This is a genomic window from Moraxella sp. TY6 (assembly GCF_048551375.1).
In the GTDB taxonomy this organism is placed as follows: Bacteria; Pseudomonadota; Gammaproteobacteria; order Pseudomonadales; family Moraxellaceae; genus Faucicola.
In genome coordinates, this window is sequence record NZ_JBLYZJ010000002.1 from 239,800 (window position 1) to 265,701 (window position 25,902).

Here is a 25,902-nt window from a genome sequence, read left to right on the forward strand (position 1 = left end):
GGACTTACGCAAAAATGCCATTTGTAGGTTGGGTGGAAGAATGACACCCAACATAAACTATTGAAATTGTTGGGTATCGCAAGCTCTACCCAACCTACGATTTGGTTAAATACGTAAGTCCTAATAAATAAACTTTTATAATAGACCCATTATGATTGATAATCTTATTTACCAACAGACCCCAGAAGGCGTGGAGCTATCCTTGATGCCCGCAGGGATTCTGCCAAGGGCAGGGGCATGGATACTGGATTTTTGTATCCGTATGGGGGTGTTGTACGCCCTTAGCCTTGTGTTTGGCATGTTGGGTGATGTGGGAATGGGGTTGTTATTGATTAGCTATTTTCTGCTCGATTGGTTTTATCCTGTGTTTTTTGAGGTGTTTAGACAAGGTCAAACCATCGGTAAAAAACAGTTTGGTATTCAAGTTTGTCAAGATGATGGCACACCAATTCGCTGGCAAGCCTCAATGATTCGCAATTTGTTAAGGGTGGCGGATTTTTTGCCGTTTGGCTATTTTTCAGCGATTGTCAGTATGCTGTTTAATCCATCTTCCAAACGTTTAGGTGATATGGTGGCAGGGACGTTGGTGGTGTATGTTGAGGACGCTGAACTGGGCTATGCCATTCCTGTGGCGACTGCCGTGGCATTGCCGATGCCATTACAGCTTGATGAGCAACAGGCGATTTTGGCATTTGCTGAGCGTGCCAGTCAGTTACCTCGCCAACGTGCCAATGAGTTGGCAGAGATTTTGGACGGTGTGGCAGGCTATCAGCGTGATATGCCAAGTCATATTATCGGCTATGCCAATCAAATTATTGGGCAAGCAGGTCAAGTGGCTGATGCGGTCATTCAACAAGGGCAAAATCAACAGGGACAAAATCAACAGGGACAAAGTACCGCTCCAGCGAGGTTTTCGTCTTGAATACCACTGTGCTAAAAAATACCAATACTCATGCTAAATCGGATACCAAGCCCCAATGGCAACATCAGTCTCATGCGGTGGTGGCAGTCAAACAGGCAAGTTTTGTCAATCGTTATCAGTCGGTATGGCAACAGTTTGACCAATTATGTGAAGCATTGGGCGTGGAAATCAGCACCCAAGTGACCCAAGTCAATCACGCCAATCAGCCACATCAACATATTCAGCTCAAAACCCAAGCCAAAAAATCTGCCAAATCCACTCAACAAGCCTATCCGATGATACGGCTATACCGCCAAATTTGTCAGCATTATGCCCTTGCCAAACAACGCCATTATAGCCCCCAGTTGGTCGCCCAGTTGCACCAACGAGTAATGGTGGGTCATCAGCTAATTTATCAAACCCAATCGAGCTATATTGATAAGTTTTTGGATTTTGTGTTTTATATTTTCCCTGCACGTCTGCGTCAACATCAACGTTTGTTTTGGTTGGCATTTGCGTTGTTTTATGTGCCGTTGATTTTGATGTTAATTGGCTGTTATCTCAATCAAGAATTGATTTATAGTGTGATGTCGCCTGACCAAGTGGCGGAAATGGAGTTTATGTATAACCCTGCCAATATGAATATTGGGCGAGGTTCTGACCGCCAAGCCGACACCGATATGATGATGTTTGGGGTGTATATTTATAATAATATCAGCATCGATTTTCAGATGTATGCGTCTGGGTTGTTTGCTGGGATTGGGACGATTATCAGCACGCTTTATAATGGTGTGGTGATTGGAGCGGTGGCAGGGCATTTGACCCAGTTGGGCTATAGTGATACGTTTTGGTCATTTGTGTGTGGGCATAGTTCGTTTGAGTTGACCGCTTGTGTGATTGCCAGTACCGCAGGATTGCGACTGGCTCAAGCGTTGATTGCCCCAGCCCCTTATAGCCGTAAAGATGCCTTTCGGGTCGCAGGTAAGCAGAGTATTCAAATTTTGCTAGGTGCAGGCTTGATGACATTTTTGGCAGCCTTTATTGAGGCGTTTTGGTCGTCTTCTCAGATGATTCCCAGTGAGGTCAAATATGCGGTGGCGTTGGTATTATGGACATTGGTCGGTTATTATCTGACAATGGCAGGGCGAGGTCATCCGATAGCCGAGGCGATGACACTGGCAGAAGTGGATAGCCTTGCTAATACGCAACCTAACACTAAGACTACGACTAAGAATAAGACCCAGCAAACCGCACAACCAAACCATTTAAACGCAGAGCCTAAGGAGCAAGGCTGATGAATTTGGACAATTTGACCGTCAATGTCCGTCCGCTTCACAGCTTTCAAGCGATGGATTTGGGCTTGATGATGGCTCGCCAGTGGTTTAAGCCATTATGGGGGCTATGGTGTCGGCGGATGTTGCCTGCGTTGTTGTTGGTGGTGGGGTTTTATTTGGTAAAATGGCTATTGCCAGACAGCATTTCACTATCATGGGCATGGCTTTGGCTGTTATTATGGTGGCTAAAGCCTTATGCCGAAGTGCCGTTGGTGCTGTATTTAAGCCAGAAATTGTTTGATAGTGAGTTTGGCATTGACGACACTTGGCAGCAGGTCAAACAACTATCTGCCAAAGACAGTCTGCTGTTATTGACTCGCTATCGGTTCAGTTTTCGCCGTCAGTTATTGATGCCAATTTTGATTTTGGAACGCCAAACTCAACAACAAATGCGACAACGCCTACAAGTGTTAAGCCAGTCACAAAATAACGCCATCACGTGGCACAGCATGGGATTTAATTTGATAGAAACCTTGCTGTATATGGGGCTGTTGGCATTGGCGATGCAATTAGTTCCCCAGTCGTTGCTTGAAGATTTGCCGTGGTTTGATTGGTTTGGGCATACGCCGTTATTGATTGAGGTGCTATTATTGGGGCTGTATGTGTTGGTCATTAGTGTGTTAAGCGTGTTTTATGTCGCCAGTGGTTTTGCGGTGTATATTTGCAAACGTAGTCTGCTAGAGGGTTGGGATATTGAATTAAAATTTCGCAAACTTGCCCAACGCCATGCCCAACAGCGAGCGTCCCTATGAAGTCGAAGTTAACAGTGGGTATAACACCAGCCAATGCAAAATTTGCCATTACCGTAGCAATCACGGTGATAAACTATGTCAGCCCACAAATTAGCATGGCTTCGTCTGTTTCAACATCGGCGTTACCATTGGCTTCAACCACTAACGCCACGCCCCATGTTTCCGCACCCCATGCTTCGGCTATGTCAAGTGAACAGCAAGCTGGTGACAAAACCTTAACCACCAGCCAACAACAACTGCAAAAAATACTACGTAGTGAAGATTTTAGCCATGCCAAACCGACCAGTAAATGGGTAGAAAAAACCCCCAAACCGAAACATAAAACTCAGCATACCACCCCCAGTTGGTGGGATAATTTTTGGCAAAAAGTGGGTGATTGGTTTAAAGGTGGCTCAAAAAATAATGCCGAAGGTTTTGATATGGGGGCATTGTTGGGCGGATTGTTTAAAGGGCTGGTGTTATTGGCATTGTTGGGATTCTTTGTGTGGCTATTTCGTTATCGAGAACGTTGGCTGGCGTGGTTTAGTCGTTTGAGCCAACGAGGGGCAAAGGTATCATCTGCCAATATCAGCCACTATCTGACCGAACGCCAACAACCGCTATGGCACGACATGCCCCCACGCTCCCAACTTGCCCAAGCGGTGCGTGATTTATTGGCTCGGCAGGCGTGGTTGCCTGCGTTGTCATTGCTGTATCGAGGGACGTTGCGTGAGATTTTACAACGCCATGAACTTCCCATCACCAAAGCCACCACCGAACAGCAAAGCAGTTGGTTACTTACCAAAGCTCGCACTCGTACGCCCCAAGAAGCCGAGTATTTTAACGCCCTTGTGGGCGTGTGGTCGCAGGTGGCGTATGGGCAGAAAATGCCTCACCCACAAGATAGCACAGCAGTTCAGCAGTTATCTGAGCGGTTAAACCAATTATTACGCCAATGGCAAGCCTTATATGAATCCGCTCGCCCTGCCAATGCTCATATTGTTAATAGTCCTAAGCAAGCGGAGGGCGTGGCATGATAAATGTGTCTAAAACCTCTAATCTTGCCAACGCTGAGGCATTGGATGGGGCTAATACTCATAAAGGTAGTAGTTGGCTAAAAGAATATTGGTTTATTTTGGTATTGGTGGCGGTGGCATTGCTGATTGCAGGCTATATGGCGATGTTTTTTATTACCCATAAAAAAGTTGCCGATAAACCCATTTATCAATTGACCGCTGAAGCCAACCGTAACCGCTTGTATGCCAGTCAACTATGGCTACAGCAACAGCATAAAAAAGTTCATGTCAGCAAAGGCGAAATCGCTCATCAACAGCTAAAACAGCTTTGGCAACAGCCTGCCTCCCAAGCCAAAAACAGTGCCGTGTTACTACTGACCGTCAGTAAAAACCAACAAGCCGATATGGATAAAATGTTGGCATGGGTAGAGCGAGGCGGGCATTTGATTACGTTTTCGCAAAGTATGCTCAAAGTTCCTAACCAATCAACCACGGATAATAAAGACGCTGATAAACAAGCCGAGGCGGACGACCTTACCGAAAAGCAACACCGTTATCAACTCAACGAAAATCCGCTATTGATACATTTGGGCATTGTTCATCAACAACGTTATGATGCTCATCAAGACCTATTGAGCGAAATTGCTGAAACAAACTCTGCGACACAAACTGGCACACAACCCAGTAGTGCGTCAGTTACATCTGCCACGCCCAAAGGCTGTGATAAATGTAATGAGCTACAACTTGCCTCCAAGGTGCTAATGCGGTTGCCTATGTCATCTGAGCGTGATATCGATACCCCAAATGGCAATTTTATCGGTATGGTGCTAAATACCAAAGATTTGGGAGGATTGGTGACGGAGCAGTTTTGGCAAAAATTTCCCAAAGCCAAGCCCATAGCGGACTATGACTGGTGGAAAAAAAGCCCCCAGACCCAAAAAGACATTCAATGGCAAAGCGTGGTAAACCCATTGACCACCACCGAACAACGCCAATTTACCACCGAAGTACAAAACAACCCCAAAATTAGCCTGCCAGCGTCTGAGGCGATATTAGATGTGCAAATGGGGCAAGGGCGATTGACCATTATCAATGACAATAACGTGTTTATCAATCCCAAAGGCTTTGATATCAATGACTTGAGCGATGAGCCTAATGATAAAGATGATAAAAGTGATAAGGGTAATAAAAGTGAAACAGATGAAAATGAGGCACAAGCAAGCATTCACCTAAATCTTAGCCCAAATGTTAGCTCAAGCCCTAGTAAAAGCCACGTTGGGCAGTTATTAGTTCAATTGCCTAACTATACCGCCAATTTGGCACAGATGGATAATGCCTATCTGTTGCAGTATTTGCTTGCCAAGCGTGGCAATGTGTGGCTTGTACCAGATATTGAGGTGGCGAATTTGCCAACGTTATTATGGCAACAATTGCATTGGGCGTGTTTGGCATTTATATTGTTGTTGGTGATGGGTTATTTGGCATTACCCAAGCGGTTTGGACGTACCCAAGTGTATCAAACGGACAGCCAAACCAATATTTTTGGTTATTTTGACCATGTTGGGCAGTATTTGTGGCAGACGGATAAAGCCGAACAATTGGTGACTGCCAACCGAGAGCGACTACTCGAAAAAATCGTGGCGTATCACCCCAATTTGGTCAAGACGGTGAATGTCAATGTCATGCAAGCGGTAGATAAACTCGAAGTTTGTCGTGTGGTGGCGGATACCGTGGGAATAGGACGTAGTCAAGTGGCAGTTGCCTTGTATGACCCTTGGCAAAATGAACGAGAATTTTTAGCCATGAGCCGACAATTTGCGGTATTGAATCAGTTTTATTGATAATTTTAATGATGAGAAAAATATGGACAATCAACTTTCCCAACTTGACCCCAATCAGCCATCGCCCACCGCTCCAGTGGGCGGTGTTGGGCAATCTCGTACCAAAAACATTCAAGCCCATTTGCCCCAAGCCCAAGCCGATATCCAAGCCCTAATCGCTCAAGTCAAAAATGCGGTGATTGGGCAAACTTCGGTTATCGAAAAAATCGTGGTATGTATGTTGGCAGGGGGGCATGTATTGCTGGAAGGCGTACCGGGATTGGGTAAGACGCTATTGGTCAAAGCCATCGCCACCGCCATGACTGGGCAATATAGCCGTATTCAGTTTACCCCAGATTTGATGCCGTCTGATATCACAGGGCATACGCTATACGATATGCAAACAGGACAATGGAAAGTCCGCAAAGGGGCGGTATTTTGCAATCTATTATTGGCAGATGAAATTAACCGTGCACCTGCTAAGACCCAATCTGCCTTGCTTGAGGTGATGCAAGAACAACAAGTGACCATCGAGGGGACAAGCTACCCCATGCCACAGCCGTTTACTTGTATCGCTACCCAAAATCCGATTGAACAAGAGGGAACGTACCCTTTGCCAGAAGCCCAACTTGACCGTTTTTTGATGAACGTGTATATGGATTATCCCAGTGAACTCGAAGAAAAAACCATGCTGATAGAGATGGTGTCTGGGCAAATCGGTGATAAGCTCAATCTATCCAATGTCCAAGCGGTGATGACGCCACAACGCCTTGCCCAGTTGCAACTGCTCACCGCTCATGTACGAATGGACGAACGCATTATCCAATACGCCCTTGATATCGTGCGGTTAAGCCGTGGTTTTATGGGGATTGATTTTGGGGCAGGGTCACGGGCGGGCATGGCGTTGCTTCGGTGTGGACGTGCCAAAGCCTTGATGGCAGGGCGTGATTATGTCGTGCCAGATGACATTCGCCAAGTCACACCAGATGTACTACGCCATCGTATTACCATGACCGCAGATTATCAAATTGATGGCTACCGTATTGAGCAAGTGATTGAAAACTTGCTAAATTCGGTGAATGCTCCTAGACAATAACAGTGACCCAACAATGCCCGATATTTTCGCTCTCCTTCACACTTTTTGGCAACGCTCCCTGCAACCGCTTGCCTCACGTTTGGCATTTCGTGTCAGCCTTCGAGGGCTATGCGTGGTCAGTGGTTGGGCATTGTTAATTATTGGTTATAGTTTACTATCCTTATTACCCAATGTTGGCATTGGCAGTACCATATTAGCCAATGCGTTGCCTGTGTTAAAAGTCGTGTTATTGGCATTGACAGGGCTGTTGGCGGTGGCATTATTGTGGGATTATGCGTTATTGTGGTGGGCGACACGCTCCCATCAAGATAGCTTTATCAATGGTTTGCATATCACTCGCCAAGCCAATAACAATTTATCGGTACAAGCATGGTCAAAGGTAAGTTTAAACCTGTTTCACCCCAATCCCACGCCCATAGGCATTCACTTGATGGTGATGGATAATTACCCCCCCCAAGCCCAGTGCGAGCAACTGCCGATTATATTGACCGCCAAACAACTGGCGACCCAACCCAGTGACACTTCTCAAGCCCACCAAGCTGATATCATCAGCCAAGGTATGATGGTAAACTATCAATTATTTCCCAATCAACGAGGGTTTGGGGTGTTTGATGGGGTGGATATATTATTGCGTAGTTCATTGGGCTTGCTAAAAAAATTCGTGGCAGTCAGCGAAGCCCAAATAGCAGGCATCCACCAAGTACGAATATTGGCAAACTTTGCCGATATTGTGCAAGGGCAATTATTGGGGGTCAGTCAACATTCAAGCCTTGCAGGGTTACTCAAGCAAAAACGCCGTGGGCAAGGGCAAGATTTTCACCAAATTCGCAATTATACCGAGGGCGATAGTATTCGGCATTTGGATTGGAAAGCCACGTCACGCTACCAACGGTTGATGACTCGTGAGTTTCAAGACGAACAAGACCAACAGATTTTATTCCTGCTCGATTGTGGGCAACACATGCGACATTTACGCTTTTTTGACCCTGCCCAACGTCTAAATCAGTCTAATCTAAACATGACCAGTAGCCATCTTGACCAAGCGTTAAACGCCATGCTACTACTGGCAGAAGTCGCCAGTCGTCAAGGCGATGCCACAGGCTTTATCACCTTTGCCAGTGAGGCGGACAAGGTAATTCCACCCAAAAAAGGTCAGCAAGTGATTAGTTATTTACTCAATCAAAGTTTTGAATTACAGCCGAGTTTACAATTACCTGATTATATTGCGGTGGCTCGCACGGTTCGCACGGTACAGCGGAAACGCTCATTGCTGATTTTGATTACCAACACACGCCAAGAAGAATACAGCGAATTGACCGAAGCCTTAAAGCTATTATCTGCCAAACACGTGGTGATTTTAGCCAATCTTTACGAACAAGATTTGGCAGATTATTTAGAAAGTCGCCCAAGTGCTAGTGATGAGGCGTTGACATATCATACGGTGCAGGAATACCAAAATATGCGAGAACACCTGCATAAAAATTTGGCAGAACAAACGCATATTTATCCGATTAATTGCACGCCCAGTCAGTTGCCAAGCCTTTTGATTCATCAATATTTACTGATAAAACATCGACATCGGTTATGATAACTAAGTGAATAGTATTCAATGATAATCGGCATTTTCGTGGGTAATGTTTTGGTAACCCACGCTATGATTTGTCATGTTTTAAAAGCGTACTTATCCAAATAGGGACACACCCTATAATCACTTATTGGAACTGTTGCTGACAAAGTTCGATAAATGCCTTGCCAAAATTACGCACATCACCATCCGCACGTGTGGCAATCCAAGTCACGTGTTTGCCAAAAACTTTGGTCGGAATTTTTACCAAATTGCGATAATGTTCACCCTCAAATGCCATTTCAGCAATCGTCCCTACACCCATGCCCACGCCGACATAGGTGCTAATCACATCCGCATCTAACGCAGTCAAAACAATATTTGGCGTAATACCTACTTCACGAAACGTCTTGTCAATCGCCCCACGACCTGTAAAACCACCGTGATAAGTGACAATCGGATAATCTTGAATTACCTCGATGCTGTCAATGTTTGGCAAACTACTCAACTCATGTCCCACAGGCACAATGATATGATGATACCAGTCATAATATCGCACACAATGCAACGTATCTTTGGTCAATAGCGATTCGGTGGCGATGCCAATATCCGCCTGCCCTTGTTCGACCATATTGGCAATTGACTCTGGGTCAGCTTGATGCAAAATCAGATGCACATTGGGAAATTGTTGTTTAAACCGTTCAACCACCCATGGCAATACATAGCGAGCTTGGGTGTGGGTCGTGGCAATTGACAACTCACCAACATGTGGATTTTGATAATCAAGGGTCAAATTTTCGATGGTGCGAATTTCGACAAAGATTTTCTCGATATGTGGTAGAAGCTGTTCACCAATGGGTGATAGACCCACCAAGCGTTTACCTTGGCGGATAAATACTTCGGCTTTAAGCTGATTTTCTAATCCTGCAATGTGCTTACTTAGGCTCGATTGACTGGTGTGCAATACCTTGGCGGCCTGACTGAGATTGTAGTCATTTAGCACGGTTTGCCATACCGTTTCTAGTTGTTTTAATTGGATTTGTAAATGTCGTTGATTGATGACAATATTAATTGCCATAAGCTGATTACCTTAATTGGATGGGGTTTGTAAATAGCGTTTAAGGGCAAGGCTAACAATTTTATCCAATGATTCATTGGGGTCATGTCGGAGCAGTTGTTGGTACAAAGATTGGGCTATTTGCACATTTAATTCGACTTGTTCACCTTTAATACGTGCCAATTCTATACCAACAATTGCCCATGTATAACCTGCGTATTCGGGTTTAATCAGATGATTGGATACAGGGGTGGGTTGGGGAAGATTGGCTTCTTCTTCCATTAGCTGATGTAAGTGATGGATTAACGCCATGCGAGCATTTGACACGGCTTCAGCCATATTATTGCCTTGGGCTTCTAACATGGGAATATCAGGAAAGTTAACGAAAAAACAGCTGTCTTTTTGAAAAATCGCAATGGGATACTGCATGATTTTACCTGAGTTTTGTAAGTTATTATGAGTAAATACAGTCAATTAAACACATTGGGGGCTAGTATAGCACAATTTGGCATAAAAACAGCTTAAATTGCTAAAAAATGAATAAGGCGTTATTTTTTGTAAAAATGCAGGATTAGGTAGGGTGAATATCGGTTGATGCTTGAAAATACTTGTTTTTTCTCAAGGGTAATTTGGGTACAATAATGGATTTTATGATTTGCCATTCAATTATAGTGAATTAGATTAGGTAGGATTCTTTGGAATTTGGGCGTATTCAATACGCCCCTACAAGGTTATCTATGTTAAACGACTATAAATTGACATTTGACTTCTGCTGTGACTGAGATTGTACATGCAACTATCAACATCGACTAACCAAGGCTTGTCAACGCCCAAAAAATCTTGGTCGCAAGCATTTAAGGCGTATTTGGATAAACGTGCCTTAATCATGCTGTTTTTGGGGTTTTCGGCAGGGATTCCGATTTTATTGATTTTCTCAAGCCTATCATTATGGCTTCGTGAAGCAGGCGTTGACCGTAGTACCGTGACCATGTTTAGCTGGGCGGCGTTGGGTTATTCGTTTAAGTTTATTTGGGCCCCATTGATTGATGCCGTGCCTGTGCCGATATTAAGCGGACTGTTTGGGCGTAGGCGTGCGTGGTTGTTGGTGGCTCAAGGGCTGATTATCACGGCTATTTTGATTATGGCAAGTATCAACCCTGCCGAGCCACAAGTGCTGACCATGATGGCATTTGGCGCGGTGTTGTTGGGGTTTTCATCAGCAACCCAAGATATCGTGATTGATGCGTATCGCATTGAATTGGCAAATAGCCAAATGCAGTCAGTTTTGTCTGCGACTTATAATGCAGGTTATCGCATTGGTATGATTGTCGCAGGGGCAGGGGCGTTGTTTTTGGCAGAAGGCTTTGGTTCGGTCAAAGGGGCATATCTGTACGAGGCATGGCGAAACACTTATTGGATTATGGCAGGCGTGATGGGCGTGGGCGTGGCGACAACCTTGTTTATCCATGAGCCAACCACGCAAGTCAGCCAAGCTCGCAAAACCAGTGATTATGTGCGATTGGTGGTGGTGTTTTTATTGTCAGTCGTGGCGTTTGTGATGGCGTTTATTGGCGTAGGTCAGCTGTTGCCAGAAAGCAAGTCAGTATTGGCAAGTTTCTTGATTGAGGCGGTGAATTTACTCGTTGCTATTGCGGTGGCAGTAGGGGTGGGGACAGCCTTGGTAAAAATTGGCGTGGTGCAAAAACAAGTCGCCGTTACCACGTGGGTTGAGCCTATTTTGGATTTTTTCCGCCGTTATGGCAAAAAAGCCGTGTTATTGTTGCTATTAATTGGTCTATACCGTATCTCGGACATCGTGGCAGGCGTGATTTCCAATGTGTTTTATGAGGATATGGGGTTTAGCAAAACTGAAATTGCCACTGCCGTGAAGACCTTTGGGGTGTTGATGGTGATTGTGGGTGGTTTTGTTGGTGGTATCGTGTCACAACGCTTTCGTATCATGCAAGCCATGATGATTGGTGGTGTATTGGCGTGTTTGACCAATTTGATGTTTGTGATGCTTGCGATGCGTGGACATGATATTGTGTTTATGTACCTTGCAGTAGCGTTTGATAATTTGGCTTCAGGCTTAGCAGGGGCGGTGTTTATTGCGTTTTTATCCGCTTTGACCAATATTCGTTTTACCGCTGTCCAGTATGCGATTTTTAGTTCATTGATGACCTTAATTCCCAAAGTATTGGGCGGTTATTCTGGCACGATTGTCGATAATATGGGCTATGCGTGGTTCTTCACCTTTACCACTTTGATTGGGTTGCCGATTTTATGGTTGATTTATTTGGTGGATAAACAGGTGATGATTAGCAATACCAGTGAGCAGGATGCTAATTCTAATGGCTCGACTACGGAATGATGATGGTCACTACCAAAATATTATTGAATGAATCTAATGTCATTGATAAGTCCATCCGTCAAGCATGGCTGGGCGAATGTCTAGGCGTGGGGTTTGGGTATTTTATCAGTCATGCTGATGACCCCATTAACCCTGCGGTGTTACAACGTTATCGTACTGGATTGACACGGCTTGAACAAGGTGAGCCGTTGGCGTATGTAGTGGGTAAACAAGCCTTTTGGAAACATGAATTTATCGTCAATCAGCATACCTTGATACCACGACCCGATACGGAAGTATTGGTTGAAACGGTGATTAAGCATATTCAAAAGACTCAATCTAATAAAAATAGCCTAAGCAATTTAGTTTCTCAAACAGGGCATATGCAATACACCCCTGCAGAACCTTGTATTGATACTTCAACGCTAAAAATCTTGGATTTAGGGACGGGCACAGGCTGTATTGCGATTAGCCTTGCTAGTGAGAATCCAAATGCTTCTGTCACTGCGGTGGATTTTTCTGCCGAAGCTCTCGCTGTCGCCAAAAAAAATGCTGAGCTTAATCAAGTGTCTAATATTGAGTTTATCCAAAGTAATTGGTTTGAAGCTTTATACCCATTAACCCCAACTTTTGATATTATCGTATCCAATCCACCCTATATTGACTCTGCCGATACACATTTACAAGGCTTGACAGCCGAGCCGATTACCGCTTTGGTGGCGGATAATCATGGTTTGGCAGATATTGAGAAAATTGTGGCTACCAGTCGAGATTTTTTGACACATCATGGCTTATTGGCGATTGAGCATGGCTATGACCAAGCCGAATCAGTACAAGCGATTTTTGTAGAGAAGGGCTTTGCAAACGTGCAAACCGTCAAAGACTATGGCGGTAATGATAGGGTGACCTATGGAATTTTTGATAAAATAGCCTAAGCGATTAAATATGCAAAATCCAACACAACTGACTGATGGCGAAATGCTTCGTTATGCACGCCAAATCTTGCTAGATGGATGGGATATTGAAGCCCAAACCGCCCTCAAAAACAGCCATGTCCTTATCATTGGTATGGGTGGGCTAGGTTGTCCACTTACCGAAACACTGTGCCGTGCAGGGGTAGGGCAGTTGACCTTGATTGATGATGATGTGATTGATGAAAGCAATCTACAACGCCAATCGCTGTTTACTCCCAATGATATCGGTCAATCCAAAGCCCTCATTGCCAAACAACGTCTTAATGAAATCAATCAATTTTGCCAAGTTGAAGCTTTTCAAGATAGGCTGACAGCGAATAATTACCAAGAACTTATTAATTTTGAAAATAAAAATAGCCTAAGCAAATTAATTTGCGATTGTACCGATAATTTCAAAACACGTGACTACATTAACCAAATGGCTGTCAAGTATCGTTTACCACTTTTATCCGCATCTGCCATTGCTCAAACAGGGCAGTTGGCATTGTTTGAAGCATATCTTGAAACAGGTTGTTATCATTGTCTTTTCCACGGTGAGGGGGATGATACTCGTACTTGTGCCACCAGTGGCGTGCTTGCCAGTACTACGCAGATTATGGGGGATTTGCAAGCTCAAGTGGCGTTGACTTACTTAGGGCTTGGCAAAAATTCGATAGCTCAAACTTTGTTACTTTGGCAGGGTGAAACGATGTCGTTGCGAAAATTAAAATATAAAAAAGATACTAAATGTGAAATTTGTGGTGGCTAATTATGCAAAAATCATTGTTAAAAAAATCCCTTAACATAGCCCAACGCCTCGGCAAGACCGCCTCAGTCGCAGGATTGACAGGCTTGCGAGTGGCTCGTGGCGAAAAAATGTCGCCTGTCATGCTCAAAGAATCCTTTGAGCAACTCGGCACGACCTATATCAAAATTGGACAATTTATTGCCAGTACGCCATCGCTTTTTCCTCGTGACTATGTCGAGGCGTTTCAAGGTTGCCTTGACCAAACTACGCCATTGTCGTATAGCTATATTGAGGGCGTGTTGTGTGAGGAGCTAGCTGTTGATGGTAAAACCCTTGATGATATTTTTAGCCATATTGACCAAAATCCACTGGCTTCGGCTTCGATTGCCCAAGTGCATTCCGCCATATTAAAAAATGGCGAAAATGTGGTACTAAAGGTACAAAAACCCAATGTCGATACCATTATCGAAACCGATTTGGGCGTATTATACGGCTTTACCAAGCTGATGGAAAATATCGCACCGTCAATGAAATTTGCCAGTATTGCACCAATTATTGATGAAATTCGTCTGCGAATGTCGGCAGAAACCGACTTTTTACAAGAGGCGAAAAATATTGACGATTTTCAAGATTTTCTCAAAAAATCAGCCAATCAAAAAGTCGTTGCCCCCAATGTGTATCATGCGATTAGCACCAAAAAAGTGTTGGTGATGGAGCGTCTATATGGCGTATCGATGATTGATGATGAGGCAATGCGTCAGTATTGCCAGTATCCTGCTCAAGTGATGGCGGATACGCTGAATACGTGGTTTGCGAGCCTAATGATGTGTAATAGTTTTCATGCCGATTTGCACGCAGGTAATCTGATGTTGCTCACCGATGGGCGGATTGGGTTTATTGATTTTGGTATTGTTGGGACGCTTGAGCCAAAGGCGTGGCAAGCCAGCATCGGTATGATGGATAGCTTTGCTAAAGAGGATTATCAAGGCATGGCTCATTATATGGTCGAGATGGATATGACCCACAGCCGAGAGGTGGTGAACCTTGATGATTTGGCGGAAGATTTGCGGTCAGTGATGGGTAAGATTTTGGCGGAAGATAGTTTGTTTATCGGCAAAACCGTGGATAGACTTGACCCTACACGGCTAAAAGACCATTCGGACGAGATTAACCAAATGTTGCTAGAAATTGTGGAAGTGGGCAAGCGTCATGGTATTCATTTTCCACGGGATTTTGCGTTATTAACCAAACAGTTATTATATTTCGACCGCTTTATGAAAGTGCTTGCTCCAGAGATGGATATGTTCCATGATGCTAGAATTTCGATGATATCCTAACTTATACCAAATCCAATAAATATCGTATTCGCAAGGCATAAGCCCAATTGCTAAAACTTCAAACAGGGCGTAAGCATTACACCCCTACGACTGTGAATTTTGGGTTTGTTATTACTCTTCTTTTTGCTGTAGCCAGTTTTGATACCACTGATTAATGACTTGCATTTGTTTATTGTAGTATTGTTTATTGACCAAATTTTTTTCAAGTTTTACTTGGCGTTGGAGCGTGTCAATGATTTGGCGTGTCAAAATTTCCATCGACAATACCGAGATATCCACCACTGCACGGCTACTAAGTTCCACAAAAAAATTCGCCCAGTGCGTCATCAAGGTTTGCTGTAGTTCATACGGCAAGCCTGCCAAAATAAAATGGGCTTTGGCATTAATTACTTGATATTCACTTAACGCCACAGCGTCAGATAGGCTTTGAGGGGGCGGTTGTGTGTGTTGTAAGGTGGTTTGTAATTGCACCAAGGCGGATTGGATTTGTTGAATATAATCGACTAATAAACAGGTGTTATCATCAAATAAGCTGACCCACGTTGGTGGGGTGATGGGATGGTTGGCAAGGTGTTGGGCGGTTTTTTGTTGACGTTCGGCTTCGTGCTGTGCCAATTTTTCGGCTTGTTGTGAGTCATCCAGGTCGTGTAATTGTTTGGCGGTGAGTTTTTTGGGGGCAAAAAATGCCACTTGGTCAGCTTGAGATAAACTAAAAATCTGTTGGATTAAAGCTTGATTGCGTTGGTCATTAATTTTTTCACCCAAAATTTCTGGTTGGTATAAAAAACACAATTGAAGCACCAACGTTGGCGTTAGGTTTGAAACGAAATTTAGCAACGCATCTTGGGCAACGGTGGCTTGTTTGCGTTTGCCCAGTCCCATGCGGTTGCGAATATCTTCACGCAATAACCAACTATAGCTACCTTTGGGCAGTTTTTTGGTTAATTCAAAAACTTCGGCATTGATTTTAGCACGCCCTTCCGCCAAATTGATGTCGTGACGGCGACTTAAAATCAAAAATACATATTGTGATAATGGCGTGGCGTTGGCGATTTGTTGTTGCATCGCTATCGCCCCAAATGTCCGCACAAAGCTATCTGGGTCATGGTTATCAGGTAGGCTCAAAAATCGCAATTCTTTGCCATCGGTAAGGGCAGGCAAACCGACTTCCATCGCTCGCCATGAGGCTTTTTGCCCTGCATTATCGCCATCAAAGCTCAACGTTAGTACAGGATTGAGTTGTAGTAACTTTTCGATTTGACTGGTGGCAATCGCTGTCCCCATCGAGGCGACCGCCCCATACACGCCCGCCTGATGTAGACTAATCACATCCATATAGCCTTCGACCACGAGCCAATCTTTGGCCTTTGCCTTACGTCCCTCGTATAGCCCATATAAAACGTGCTGTTTGTGAAATACTGGCGAGTCGCTGGAGTTGATATATTTGGGCATATCCTCATCATTGAGTGACCGCCCTGCAAAGCCAATCACACGCCCTTGGTTATCACGAATGGGAAAAATCACCCGATGACGCAACAGGTCAAAATCCTTGCCTGATTGGGAGGTGCGTACCAGTCCGAGCATCTTCAGCCCATCAATATCTCGTGGAAAGGCTTGCTCAAGGTGTTGCCAACCTTGGGGAGCATAGCCCAACCCAAATTCTGCAATGGTGGCATCTGTCAAACCACGTTGTTTAAAATAACCCAACGCCTGTGCATTAGTGGTCAGTTGTTGTTGGTAAAATAGGCTGATTTTTTGTAATAAATCATATAAACTGCTTGAGCCATCGACTTGCTCTAACACTTCAAAGTTTTGCAACCCACCCAAGTTATAATCAGTAAAATCTGCAAAACCCTCATTAAATCCAGTATCAAAACTGGTCGGCGTATTGGCTAAATCTTGAATGTTAAAATAATCATAAACATTGAGGTTATGGTTTAAATTATCATTAGGGCTGGGGTTTGCATGGTCAAAATGATGCTCAAAGCCATTATTTGCTGTATTCGCTTTGGTGGTTTTGGGCAAAGTACGGCGTTGATAGGTGTGTCTTTTTTGTAATGGTTCTTTGGGTAAATCAATGCCTGTTTGACGTGACAGCTCTTGCAACGCCTCGCCAGCCGTGAGGTTTTCGTATTCTTTTAGAAAGGTGAGGGCATTGCCTTTTGCCCCACAGCCAAAGCAGTTGTATAACCCTTTGGCTGGGCTGACATAAAAAGAAGCGGTTTTTTCGCCATGAAACGGACAACACCCTTTAAACTCATTGCCAGAGCGTTTGAGTTCAACGTGCCTGCCGATAATTTTGAGGATATCTGCATGGGCGATGATTTGTTCAATGATGTGATTGCTCATAGCCCTATCAATGTTTGTATTTTATATGTTTAAATCAGAAATAATTTTTTGGAATTTTGGGCGTATACAATACACCCCTACAAAACATGTCTTAATTTTAATTTAAACAACGATAATAGTTGGAATAATTAAGGGCGTAATGATTACGCCCCTATTTGGTATGGTTTGGGTTTGTTATTATACCCAATTAACACCGATTGATAAAACCTTTCGTTTTAACCTTCGGTTATTTTTTCTCTTTGACTTCGTTGGTGGTATCTGCTGGCAATGCCAAACCTAGATTGACCTTTTTGGGTTGCGTTAGGTTAGTGGTGCTATCGCTATCATCATTTTGGGTGGTAGTTGGCAATCGCAGGCTGTTGACTTGTTGCAAGCTTTGAATGACTTGTGGTTCGGTCGCCCCTGTATAGTTGGTGTTTTGTTGGATATCGCCATTGGTTGAGTTTTTACCCAACACACCTAAAGTAACTTTATTTAGCCAATCTGACCCTGTGCGAGCGTTGTCGATTTTTACATTACCTTGACTATCTAATAGTTGCGGATAATTGATTTTTAACAAGTTTTTATATTGATTGGCGGTGTCAGTCATGCCAAGTTTGTCGTAGCTGTATGCCATGGTAGCGATGGATTCTGGCACAGCTTCGCTTTGTGGGAAGTATTGGAACACCCATTTGGCACGGTTGGCAGAAGCGAGGTAGGCTTTGCGTTTGATGTACCAGCGTGCGGTGTCCATTTCGCTTTCGGCAAGTTGGTTGTAAATATATCGCATACGCAAGGCTGAATCAGGGGCGTAAGGGCTGTTTGGGAATTTGGCAATTAATTGTTGGAAGTTTTCAAAGGCAAGTTTTGAATAGCCCATGTCACGGTGAGCAGGGTTTAGTTTGGTATATTTCATAATACCACTACTCCCTGTTTGCATATTGGCAACGCCTCGCACATAGTAGGCATAGCTGACTTGCGGATTGGTTGGGTAAGATTTGATAAAGGTTTCGGCACTTGCCACGGCATCAATATAATCGTTATGTTGGAACTGGGCATACATCAAGTCAAGCAAGGCTTGTTCGCTGTAATCACCCACAGGGTAAAACGTGCGTAAATCGGTCAATTCGGCGGTGGCTCTGGCGTAGTTGCCTTTATCCAAGTTTTGTTTGGCAGAATCGTAGTAGCCTTTTTCGCTTTTTTGGGCTTTTTCGGCTTTGATTTCGTCTTTGCCACCAAATAATTTGCCATTTTTTAGGGTTTGACAACCTGTCATCCCACTCAAGGCAACGGCTAGAATGGTCAATGTGGCAACTTTTGACAAGGGTTTTGACACAGAATTTACAGAATACATAGATACCTCTTTGGTACTTCTTTATCAGTATTGATAATAAAAAATCAATTATAGGCAATAAAAATTTCGCTAAGTCTAGCATGAAACGTTATACTTTGTGACCTGCTAAATGTTAATTATTTTTACAAGTCTTGCCAATTGGAACTCTGCACCATGCCAAATACCACGCAACCCATTGATTTATCATCTAATAATTTTGAAAATGATATCCAAGCCGAAGGATGTATGCAATACGCCCCTACGGATACTGCAACTGACACTAGCGACATGATAGATGAAATAATAGATGAAACGGATGAGGAAGATAATTTATCACTTGATGAGAGTAATAATGACAATACTTGCCCAACTTATCAGCGTCAATATGTGGTTAATGAAGGTGATTTTGGCGAACGCATTGATAAAATTGCAACCCAAGCGTTTGCCGATTTTTCTCGTGAACAAATCAAAACGTGGCTTGATACAGGCGAGCTTACCGTCAATGGTAAAGCCGAAAAGCCCAAATACCGCCTCAAACAAGGTGATGTACTGGAGCTGAACGCCACGCCAGCCGAAGCCCAACAGGATTTGCCCGAAAATATTCCGCTTGATATCGTTTATGAAGATGATGCCGTCTTGGTGATTAACAAGCCTGTTGGTATGGTCGTCCATGCAGGGGCAGGTAATTGGTCAGGTACGCTGGTCAATGCCTTGCTGTACCATTATCCCAATAGTCGCACTTTGCCGAGGGCGGGCTTGGTGCATCGGATTGATAAAGAAACATCAGGGTTATTGATTATCGCCAAAGACAGCCAAAGCCAACTCCATTTGATTAACCAACTCAAAGATAAATCGGTGTATCGCCATTATCAAGCCCTTGTATTGGCAACGCCGAGTGAACTTATCAAACATCGCACAATCGAAGCCCCCATCGGTCGCCATCCCACCCAACGCACCAAAATGGCAGTGGTAGGTAATGGCAAACCTGCGGTGACGCATATTGATAACATTGAAGCCATTTGTGAAGGCGTGTGTTTGGTCAGTGTGCGACTGGAAACTGGTCGTACTCATCAAATTCGAGTGCATTTATCCCATCTTGGCTTTTCGCTATTGGGCGACCCTGTGTACGGCAATGCTCGCAAAATGGCGATTTTGTTAAAACAACTGGACGATGAGCCAAAAGCGATCGTACAACAGTTTCAGCGTCAAGCCTTACACGCCTTTGAGCTTGGCTTTATTCACCCAAAAACAGGCGAAAACATTGCCGTCAAAGCCCCTTTGCCACATGATATGCAACAATTAATTGAGGTTTTGCAATAAGGGGCGGAATACTTACGCCTTGCTCAACACCTTATCTAACCTGAACTCGGGATAAGAATTATTAGCATTTTCCATACAATCCCCCTAAATCCCCCTTTTAAAAAGGGGGACTTGCCCACCGTTTTAGTCTAAGTTATGGGGGTATAGCCCCCTCTTTCGTAAAGAGGGGGTTGGGGGAGATTTAAATGATAGTCATATCAATGGCTTATAATTTTTATTAACCTGAACTCAGGTTATCTAGTAACTTGGCGTATGCAATACGCCCCTACGACTCATTATCTTTTGGTGTTAATTCACATATTTTTTGATATCTTATTGTTTTCTTGGGCGGTGTGGTTTATGCTTATTAGTTGAATAAGCGATTTAACAAGCAAGTCGTAATCAAAAGGAGCAATTTATGTTTTCACACGTTGAACCGTATGCAGGCGACCCGATTTTGGGTCTGATGGACAAATATAAACAAGACCCTCGTGACACCAAAGTCAATCTTGGTGTGGGCGTGTACTATGATGACGCAGGTACATTGCCTGTACTCAACTGCGTACAAAAAGCCGAAGCCCAAATCGCCAATCCACCAAAACCACGCCCTTATCTACCAATGGATGGATTGGTTGGCTACCGTACCGCTTGCCAACACTTGCTATTTGGCAAAGACAGCCAAGTGCTAAAAGACAACCGTGTGGCAACTGCTCAAACCTTGGGTGGTTCTGGTGCATTAAAAGTCGGTGCAGACTTTATTCACAAATGGTTTCCACAAGCTAAATGCTATGTGTCAAAACCAACATGGGGCAACCATATCAGTATCTTTGAAGGGGCTGGCTTTGAAGTGGGCGAATACCCATATTATGATGCAAGCACCAACGGTATCAAATTTGACGAAATGTTGGCGTTTTTAAACACTTTACAAGCCAATGACGTTGTGTTGCTTCATCCATGTTGCCACAACCCAACAGGCGTTGACCTAAGCAATGAGCAGTGGGACAAAGTCCTTGAAGTCGTTAAGTCTAAAAACCTAATCGCCTTTATGGATATTGCTTATCAAGGCTTTGGCAAAGACATGGACAGCGATGCGTATGCCATCCGCAAAGCGGTGGATATGGGGCTAAACTTCTTTGTTAGTAACTCATTCTCAAAAAATCTATCATTGTATGGTGAGCGTGTTGGCGGTTTATCCGTGGTTTGTCAAGACCAAGCCCATGCAAGCCTTGTGCAAGGTCAATTACAAGCCACCATCCGCCGTATCTACTCAAGCCCACCTTCGCATGGCGGTCATATCGTGGATATCGTGATGAATGACCAAGCCTTGTTTGATGAATGGGTGCTAGAAGTATATGAAATGCGTGACCGTATCAAACTCATGCGTCAAAAACTGCGTGACGTGCTAGAAAGCAAAATCCCAGACCGTAGCTTTGAATATATCACCAATCAAAACGGTATGTTTAGCTACACTGGCCTAAATGCTGACCAAGTGGCTCGTATCATTGCAGATTATGGCGTGTATATGGTGTCGAATGGACGTATCTCGGTCGCTGGCTTGAACTCTAGCAATGTCGATTATGTTGCTAATGCGATGGCGGAAGTGTTAAAAGCCTAAAGATTGATTACGCATTAGTGATTGTACAAAGCAATAAAAACCCTTAAAGTACGCTTTAAGGGTTTTTTCACAAATAATAGCCAACATGATGAACAAAAAACAATTTCCCAAAGGCATACAAACTTTCTCTGACATCCGTAATGGTGACTACTATTATGTGGATAAAACGCCTTATATCCTCGCCATGCTCAAAGAAAAGTATATTTTTTTATCACGTCCTAGACGATTTGGCAAAAGCCTGACGTTATCTACGATTGATGAATTATTTAGGGGCAATAAAGCCCTATTTACTGGGTTGTATGCTGAACAGCATTGGCAGTGGGATAAAAATTATCCGATTATTCGCCTTAATTTTGCTTTGAATTTGACCTTTGACAGTGAATATTTACAACAGTCATTAAGCGAACAACTAAGCAATCTTGAACGTCAGTTTGGGATGACTGCCATTCATCAAACGTTAAGTGGACGTTTTAATGACCTTATCGAAACGGTGGCAACCCAACATCAAAGCCAAGTCGTGATTTTGGTGGATGAATATGATAAGCCAATTTTGGATAATTTAACGAACAAGGATGAAGCCATCAAAGTTCGAGATAAGTTGCGAGATTTTTATGGGGTGATTAAAGGGGCGGATAAATACATTCGCTTTGCGATGTTGACTGGGGTGTCAAAATTTAGCAAAGTCAATCTTTTTTCTGGGCTAAATAATTTGACCGATATTACCTTAGAGCCAGAATATTCGGCATTGTGTGGCTATACCCAAGCTGAATTGGAATCGGTATTTGCTCCAGAGCTTGATGGGGTGGATTTGAATGAGGTCAAACGTTGGTACAACGGCTACAACTGGACAGGCGAGAGCGTTTATAATCCGTATGATATTTTGTTGTTCTTGTCCAGCTCTCAAAAAATGTTTAAGCCGTATTGGTTTGAAACAGGGTCAGCGACTTTTTTGATGGATATGCTGGCGAATCATCAGCTTGATATGACGGTCATCAAAAACAGCCTTACCACAGACATTGCTTTATCTCGCTTTGATGTGGGAGATATTTCGCCGATTGCTTTGATGTTTCAAACAGGCTATTTGACCATTGATAAGGTGTTACAATTGCCATTTGGGGTGAATTATACGTTAAAATTTCCCAATATCGAAGTTCAACAAACCTTGAATCATCTTGTTTTAGAGAAATATGCTCATCTTGATGATAGTTTTATTAATCATCATAAAAATCCACTTTATATGAGTTTTCTCAATGATGATTTGCCGTTGATGGTCGAAACAGTCACCAGTTTTTTTGCAGGGATTCCCTATCATTGGCATAGCAATAACAATATTGCCCATTTTGAGGGGTATTGGGCAAGTGTGTTTTATGCGTATTTTGCCAGTATTGGCTTACACATTCATGTGGAAGAACCCACCAAAAATGGACGCATGGATATGACAGTGATTTTTGCCAATCGTGTGTATATCTTTGAATTTAAAGTGATTAATAATAAGGTGCAGGCAGGCTCGGCATTGGCACAAATTAAAGCCAAAAACTATGCCCAAAAATATCAAGGATTTGGGCAAGTGTATGAAATTGGGGTGGAATTTGATGAACATAGCCGTGATATAACATTTGAATTTTAGCCTTTATAGTCATTTAAATTAACAATAAGACCCGTTTTGTAGGGGCGTATTGCATACGCCCAAAATCTCAAAGTGTTATTCTTGATTTAATTCACTATAAATTGTAGCCATAAACAAGCAATAATCACCCCTATTTTTCACCAAATTTTCATAAAAAACCTTGCAAAAGCCATTATCTTTTGTTGTCATAAGTCGTAGAATACCCAAGACTGATTAGGATATCTTTTATGTACCCAAATACCCAACCCACGCCTGCCTTTCGTGAAATCGACTACGGCAACAATGTCGCCCAACGCACCCTTTGTGTACTGGTGCTTGACCTATCAGGCTCAATGGCAATCCAAGCAGGCGGTGGCACACACCAAGCCAATGGCAAACGCCGAATTGATATGTTAAATGAAGGCATTGAGGCGTTTTATAACGACCTGATGAAAGACGAAACCGCTCGCAACCGTGTACGGCTTGCCATCGTTATCGTGGGCGGGGTCAATGATACGGCTGAATTGATGATGGACTGGACGGATGCGATTGACTTTTTTCCCATCAAATTCCGAGAAAATGGCATGACCCCACTGGGGCAAGGGATGTTGTTGGCGTTGAATTTGATTGAGCAAGAACGCCTTAATCTGCGTGATAACGGTATCAACTACACACGCCCTTGGATAATGGCACTCACTGATGGTCTGCCTACCGATAGCCAAGATATTTGGCAAGTCGCTACCCAACAATGCCAACAAGCCGAGCAGAATGGGCAATGCGTAATTTACCCCATCGCCATTGACGCAGGGGTGCAGGAGGTCAATATGCTGTCGCAACTGTCGGTATTAACCCCACCTGTGCAGTTAAACTCGGTGAAATTTGTTGAATTTTTCGTGTGGTTATCTGCTAGTCTAAAAACCGTGTCGCAATCTGCACCGGGGGACACCGTGCAATTGGGCAGTATCTCACCGTGGGCAACCGTGCGGAGTTAATATGACAAACGACAATCTTTCACCCACGACCACACCAATTTGGCAAGTCTTTGGTGCGTCAAGCATTGGTAAATCACACCTTGATACAGGCTTGCCCAATCAAGACCATGTGTTTTTTCAGCAATACCCTGAGTTTAGCGTAGCTGTGGTGTGTGATGGGGCTGGCTCGGCAAAATTTAGCCAACAAGGGTCGGAATTTTTTAGCCATCATGTCAGCCGATTGCTTGCCAAACTGGCTCGTGAATATGGCAGTGAAGTCGCCCAAACGATTTATAAAAACAACTTATTGTTGGGTTTTAATGAGATTCGCCAAAAATTGGTGCATGAATTGCCGTCCGACCGCCATTTGCGTGATTATCATACGACTTTGACAGGCGTGGTGATATGGCATACTGGCTCAAAAGCAGTCTTGGTGCAAGTGGGGGATAGTCCGCTATTGACCAGTGAATTTGCAGTGACGGCCCAAACGGTGGATTATTTTAAGCAAATTCAACTATTTGGCGATGATAGTAAAAACGAATATGTCAATGAAACGCATTTTATCACCCAAGATAATTGGCAAGATTTTTTGCGTATTCAATGGCTGGATGTTAGCAAGGTCGATTGTATCGCCTTGATGTCGGACGGTTGTGCGGATTTGGTACTTGAGGGGGCGAGCCAAACGCCACAGGTTTACCGCCCATTTTTTGGCAATTTATTATTTAATGTTTGCCAAAGCCCAACGCTTGAACAAGGCAATGCCTTGATTGAACAGGCCCTTGCCAATCCTGCGACTTATCGTTTGACAGGGGATGATAAGTCATTGATTATTTTGTTAAAAAATCCCAATCAGTATCAAGGGCTTGAGCCGTTAATTGAACCATCAATCTCAGTGGAAACGGTTAAAACCAATATCGCACCATCTACGCAAGTTGCTCAAAACGCTCAAAGTAATAGCGTTTGGACAAATAATTCTGCGGTATCAAATCATCAGCCGAGTGCCACTGGTTTTAATCAAATTGCCAATCCCAACCAAAACCAATCCGCCCAACTGCCGACCGATTCGCTACCCAAGCCATTACCCCAAGCTGTGCCAATCAGTGAAACTGGCAAGCAACGCCGAAACACTGCCCTATTAGCGAGTATTGCTGTGTTAGCAGGGGCGGGGACGTTGGTCGGGTTGAATTTTGATAAAATTCAACAGCTTATTAACTCTAAACAAATCGCTGTTTCTGCACCCCCCAAAAAAACTGCACCCAATTTACCGCCTTTGACTTTTAGCCCAACCAATCAAGCATTTAGCCTAAATACGGATTTGCAGATTGGCAATGTCAGTCCGCATTTTTTTATCCAAATGGTGATGGCGATTCCCAAAAATATGCCTGCTAATCATTTGCCGTTATTTGACGGTCATAAAAATGCTGTCGATACCACATTAATAAATCCCAATCGTTTACCATTTAATCAATCGTCTAATGATGAAAAAAATGATATTTTAGAGCAACGTTTATCACTTGATTATCAGTTTAAATGTGAGCCGATTTTGCCAAAAAATCAGTCAATGTATCAGCCTTTTGGGATAAACTTTTTACCAGATAAAGATTACCAATATTGCCGAATTGATTTGAAAGCCCCACAAAATCCCAGTTTTAATTTTGTTCTCGATTCTAAATTTAGCCATGTTTTGATTAGTGGTGGGGTCGGTCAAATGTTAGGACATGAAACCACACCGTCTATTGACAAGCAAAAGCAACAATTAGGCGATAAATATTCTCATATTATGTTGTATTATTTACCATCCAGTTTTTCTGCTAAGAAAACCAATAACTAATTGTTAATCAAG

The 25,902-nt window shown here is 43.5% G+C and carries 20 protein-coding genes; 16 read left to right on the plus strand and 4 right to left on the minus strand.

Features of this window, described 5'->3' with window-relative positions:
• The first annotated feature begins 151 nt into the window (after positions 1 to 151).
• Genes ACK1U4_RS02960 through ACK1U4_RS02990 form a run of 7 tightly spaced genes read left to right on the plus strand, consistent with a single transcriptional unit; the run spans position 152 to position 8,486 of the window.
• Positions 152 to 922, plus strand: a complete 771-nt coding sequence (locus tag ACK1U4_RS02960; protein WP_419400451.1) for an RDD family protein — start codon at positions 152 to 154, stop codon at positions 920 to 922.
• On the plus strand, positions 919 to 2,196 hold the full coding sequence (locus ACK1U4_RS02965; RefSeq protein ID WP_419400450.1) for a stage II sporulation protein M: 1,278 nt from the start codon (positions 919 to 921) through the stop codon (positions 2,194 to 2,196). The genes ACK1U4_RS02960 and ACK1U4_RS02965 overlap by 4 nt, the downstream gene beginning before the upstream one ends.
• Entirely contained in the window at positions 2,196 to 2,987 is a 792-nt protein-coding gene (locus ACK1U4_RS02970) for a hypothetical protein (RefSeq protein ID WP_419400449.1), read from the plus strand. Before ACK1U4_RS02965 ends, ACK1U4_RS02970 begins: the two co-directional genes overlap by 1 nt.
• Positions 2,984 to 4,003 carry a hypothetical protein gene (locus ACK1U4_RS02975; RefSeq protein WP_419400448.1) on the plus strand — a complete coding sequence of 340 codons (1,020 nt, stop codon included), beginning with the start codon at positions 2,984 to 2,986 and terminating at the stop codon, positions 4,001 to 4,003. The genes ACK1U4_RS02970 and ACK1U4_RS02975 overlap by 4 nt, the downstream gene beginning before the upstream one ends.
• A complete protein-coding gene (locus tag ACK1U4_RS02980) occupies positions 4,000 to 5,823 on the plus strand; it encodes a hypothetical protein (RefSeq protein ID WP_419400447.1) in 1,824 nt (607 codons plus the stop codon). Before ACK1U4_RS02975 ends, ACK1U4_RS02980 begins: the two co-directional genes overlap by 4 nt.
• Before the next feature lie 22 nt (positions 5,824 to 5,845).
• Positions 5,846 to 6,898, plus strand: a complete 1,053-nt coding sequence (locus tag ACK1U4_RS02985) for an AAA family ATPase (protein ID WP_419400446.1) — start codon at positions 5,846 to 5,848, stop codon at positions 6,896 to 6,898.
• 13 nt (positions 6,899 to 6,911) lie between these two features.
• Positions 6,912 to 8,486 carry a DUF58 domain-containing protein gene (locus ACK1U4_RS02990; RefSeq protein ID WP_419400445.1) on the plus strand — a complete coding sequence of 525 codons (1,575 nt, stop codon included), beginning with the start codon at positions 6,912 to 6,914 and terminating at the stop codon, positions 8,484 to 8,486.
• Positions 8,487 to 8,610: 124 nt separating this feature from the next.
• Here the strand turns inward: ACK1U4_RS02990 and ACK1U4_RS02995 are convergent, their stop codons facing one another.
• Both ACK1U4_RS02995 and ACK1U4_RS03000 read right to left on the minus strand, forming a co-directional pair.
• Positions 8,611 to 9,540 (minus strand): LysR substrate-binding domain-containing protein, encoded by a 930-nt coding sequence (locus ACK1U4_RS02995; RefSeq protein ID WP_419400444.1) that lies wholly within the window; start codon positions 9,538 to 9,540, stop codon positions 8,611 to 8,613.
• A gap of 12 nt (positions 9,541 to 9,552) precedes the next feature.
• Complete coding sequence (locus ACK1U4_RS03000) at positions 9,553 to 9,993, minus strand: type II toxin-antitoxin system HicB family antitoxin (protein WP_419400443.1); 441 nt, start codon at positions 9,991 to 9,993, stop codon at positions 9,553 to 9,555.
• 346 nt (positions 9,994 to 10,339) lie between these two features.
• On the opposite strand from ACK1U4_RS03000, the gene ACK1U4_RS03005 reads away from it, so the two are divergent.
• Genes ACK1U4_RS03005 through ACK1U4_RS03020 form a run of 4 tightly spaced genes read left to right on the plus strand, consistent with a single transcriptional unit; the run spans position 10,340 to position 14,907 of the window.
• Complete coding sequence (locus tag ACK1U4_RS03005; protein WP_419400558.1) at positions 10,340 to 11,890, plus strand: AmpG family muropeptide MFS transporter; 1,551 nt, start codon at positions 10,340 to 10,342, stop codon at positions 11,888 to 11,890.
• A gap of 2 nt (positions 11,891 to 11,892) precedes the next feature.
• Complete coding sequence (prmC, locus tag ACK1U4_RS03010; protein ID WP_419400442.1) at positions 11,893 to 12,804, plus strand: peptide chain release factor N(5)-glutamine methyltransferase; 912 nt, start codon at positions 11,893 to 11,895, stop codon at positions 12,802 to 12,804.
• Positions 12,805 to 12,814: 10 nt separating this feature from the next.
• Entirely contained in the window at positions 12,815 to 13,591 is a 777-nt protein-coding gene (locus ACK1U4_RS03015; protein WP_419400441.1) for a HesA/MoeB/ThiF family protein, read from the plus strand.
• Between the two features lie 2 nt (positions 13,592 to 13,593).
• The gene (locus tag ACK1U4_RS03020) at positions 13,594 to 14,907 is read left to right on the plus strand and encodes an ABC1 kinase family protein (RefSeq protein ID WP_419400440.1); all 1,314 of its coding nucleotides are present in this window, start codon (positions 13,594 to 13,596) and stop codon (positions 14,905 to 14,907) included.
• Positions 14,908 to 15,018: 111 nt separating this feature from the next.
• Here ACK1U4_RS03020 and ACK1U4_RS03025 read toward each other — a convergent pair whose 3' ends face one another.
• Both ACK1U4_RS03025 and ACK1U4_RS03030 read right to left on the minus strand, forming a co-directional pair.
• Complete coding sequence (locus tag ACK1U4_RS03025) at positions 15,019 to 17,256, minus strand: DNA primase (RefSeq protein ID WP_419400439.1); 2,238 nt, start codon at positions 17,254 to 17,256, stop codon at positions 15,019 to 15,021.
• Between the two features lie 226 nt (positions 17,257 to 17,482).
• Positions 17,483 to 18,589 (minus strand): outer membrane protein assembly factor BamD, encoded by a 1,107-nt coding sequence (locus ACK1U4_RS03030; protein WP_419400438.1) that lies wholly within the window; start codon positions 18,587 to 18,589, stop codon positions 17,483 to 17,485.
• A gap of 225 nt (positions 18,590 to 18,814) precedes the next feature.
• Between ACK1U4_RS03030 and ACK1U4_RS03035 the strand changes: the two genes are divergently transcribed.
• The 5 genes from ACK1U4_RS03035 (at position 18,815) to ACK1U4_RS03055 (ending at position 25,890) form a co-directional block, all read left to right on the plus strand.
• Complete coding sequence (locus ACK1U4_RS03035) at positions 18,815 to 19,888, plus strand: RluA family pseudouridine synthase (protein WP_419400557.1); 1,074 nt, start codon at positions 18,815 to 18,817, stop codon at positions 19,886 to 19,888.
• Positions 19,889 to 20,285: 397 nt separating this feature from the next.
• On the plus strand, positions 20,286 to 21,482 hold the full coding sequence (locus tag ACK1U4_RS03040; protein ID WP_419400437.1) for an aromatic amino acid transaminase: 1,197 nt from the start codon (positions 20,286 to 20,288) through the stop codon (positions 21,480 to 21,482).
• An 85-nt stretch (positions 21,483 to 21,567) separates the two neighbouring features.
• Positions 21,568 to 23,109 (plus strand): AAA family ATPase, encoded by a 1,542-nt coding sequence (locus ACK1U4_RS03045; protein ID WP_419421659.1) that lies wholly within the window; start codon positions 21,568 to 21,570, stop codon positions 23,107 to 23,109.
• A 227-nt stretch (positions 23,110 to 23,336) separates the two neighbouring features.
• A complete protein-coding gene (locus tag ACK1U4_RS03050) occupies positions 23,337 to 24,080 on the plus strand; it encodes a vWA domain-containing protein (RefSeq protein WP_419400435.1) in 744 nt (247 codons plus the stop codon).
• A 1-nt stretch (position 24,081) separates the two neighbouring features.
• Positions 24,082 to 25,890 carry a PP2C family serine/threonine-protein phosphatase gene (locus tag ACK1U4_RS03055; protein ID WP_419400434.1) on the plus strand — a complete coding sequence of 603 codons (1,809 nt, stop codon included), beginning with the start codon at positions 24,082 to 24,084 and terminating at the stop codon, positions 25,888 to 25,890.
• Positions 25,891 to 25,902: the final 12 nt, after the last annotated feature.